This is a genomic window from Streptosporangium sp. NPDC000563, from assembly GCF_040299985.1.
GTDB lineage: Bacteria > Actinomycetota > Actinomycetes > Streptosporangiales > Streptosporangiaceae > Streptosporangium.
Map to the genome: position 1 here is coordinate 1 of NZ_JBEPDA010000074.1, position 1,645 is coordinate 1,645.

Annotated in this window: 1 protein-coding gene and 2 pseudogenes; 1 reads left to right on the plus strand and 2 read right to left on the minus strand. The window is 69.8% G+C overall.

What is annotated here, in order from left to right; all coding sequences use genetic code 11:
- Together ABT352_RS40675 and rsmI are read right to left on the minus strand one after the other, a co-directional pair.
- Positions 1-278 (minus strand): annotated as a pseudogene (locus tag ABT352_RS40675) (phospholipid carrier-dependent glycosyltransferase); the annotation flags it as partial.
- A 54-nt stretch (positions 279-332) separates the two neighbouring features.
- Positions 333-1,187, minus strand: a complete 855-nt coding sequence (gene rsmI, locus ABT352_RS40680) for a 16S rRNA (cytidine(1402)-2'-O)-methyltransferase (RefSeq protein ID WP_350950451.1) — start codon at positions 1,185-1,187, stop codon at positions 333-335.
- 96 nt (positions 1,188-1,283) lie between these two features.
- Between rsmI and ABT352_RS40685 the strand changes: the two are divergent.
- Positions 1,284-1,645: pseudogene (locus ABT352_RS40685) on the plus strand (phospholipid carrier-dependent glycosyltransferase); the annotation flags it as partial.

Genomic DNA, 1,645 nt, shown 5'->3' on the forward strand with positions numbered 1-1,645 from the left:
GCCACGTAGAGGGGACAGGGGTCGGCCTCCGGCGGCGTGCACTTGACCAGGAAGTCCGTCTTCCCCGCGATGATCATGCGGTCGGCGACCGGGTCCTCCACGGTGCCGAGCGAGGCTCGCTCCACCCCGTGGTGGATCAGCGCCCAGGCGTCCTTGGCGTAGTACGTCTCGTCGAACACGACCGCGCGCGGCCTGCCCAGATCGACGAGGCGAAGGATCCCTCCGAACACCGCGACCAGCGACGGTCCCAGCCACCCCCAGAGCACGCTTCCCCGCATGGGGGGTAAGAGGCGATCCCGTATCAATCCCATTCGGGCAATTATGGTGATAAATCAGCCTCGATGGACAGCATCATAAAGATCGCGTTTTGGGATGCCCGCCGCCTTCGCCACGTCCACGATCGCCTGCTTCCTCGACACCCCCGACTCCTCCCTGCGCGCCACCTCACCGACCAGGTCCTCGATCACCGGCGGCAGGGCCTGCCCGGCGTATCCCGCGACGACGACCGTGATCTCCCCCCTGACGCCCCCGGCCGCCCACTCGGCCAGCTCCCCGAGACCGCCGCGCCGCACCTCCTCGTACGTCTTGGTGAGCTCCCGGCAGACCGCCGCCCGGCGGTCGGCGCCGAACGCCTCCGCCATCGCCGCGAGCGCGGCGTGCAGCCGGTGCGGCGCCTCGAAGAAGACCATCGTGCGCTCCTCCTCCGCCAGGGCCGAGAGCCTGCGGGAGCGCTCACCGGACTTGCGCGGCGGGAAGCCCTCGAAGCAGAAGCGGTCGCTGGGCAGGCCGGAGACGGCGAGCGCCGTGGTCACCGCGGACGGACCCGGCAGCGAGGTGACCGTGACCCCCGCCTCGACCGCGAGGTGGGTGAGGCGGTAACCGGGGTCGGAGACGCCGGGCATGCCCGCGTCGGTGATGATCAGCACGGTCTTGCCGTCCTGGAGTGCCTGGAGGAGCTCGGCGGCACGTCCGGCCTCGTTGGCGTCGTAGTAGGAGACGACCCGGCCGCCGATCTCCGCGCCCAGCTCCCCCGCGAGGCGGCGCAGCCTCCTGGTGTCCTCCGCCGCGACCACGTCGGCACTCTCCAGCGCGAGCCGCAGCCGGGGCGAGGCGTCGCCCGCCTGCCCGATCGGAGCCCCTGCCAGCACAAGCCTGCCGTTTTCATTCACCGTTTCATCCTCCCGCATTCCTGATCGCCCCCAGCCTGGGAAGAAGCTCTCGAATTAGACATCTGACAGGTTTTCTCTGGGCTGGAGGGGGTGGGGGGACCGTACGATGTCGGAGTGGCCGTGACCGACTTCACCAACCAGGCGTCAGAGCAGCCCGAGCCCCAGCCGTCCGGCGGGCACGAGGGCTCGGTGCGCGACCGGCTGGTGCCGCCGATGCCCGGCGGCGCCCTGTGGGGCTGGCTGGGCCCGCTGCTGGTCGCGGTGTTCGGGGGCATCCTGCGCTTCACGAACCTCGGCCACCCGCGCGCGATCATGTTCGACGAGACGTACTACGCCAAGGACGCCTGGGCACTGATCAACTTCGGTGCCGAGCACAACGTCGTCAAGGACGCCGACAAGATCCTGATGGACGGCAGCACCGCGATCTGGCAGGACTGCGCGCCCAACGAGATCGACAAGTGCGCCTCCTACGTGGT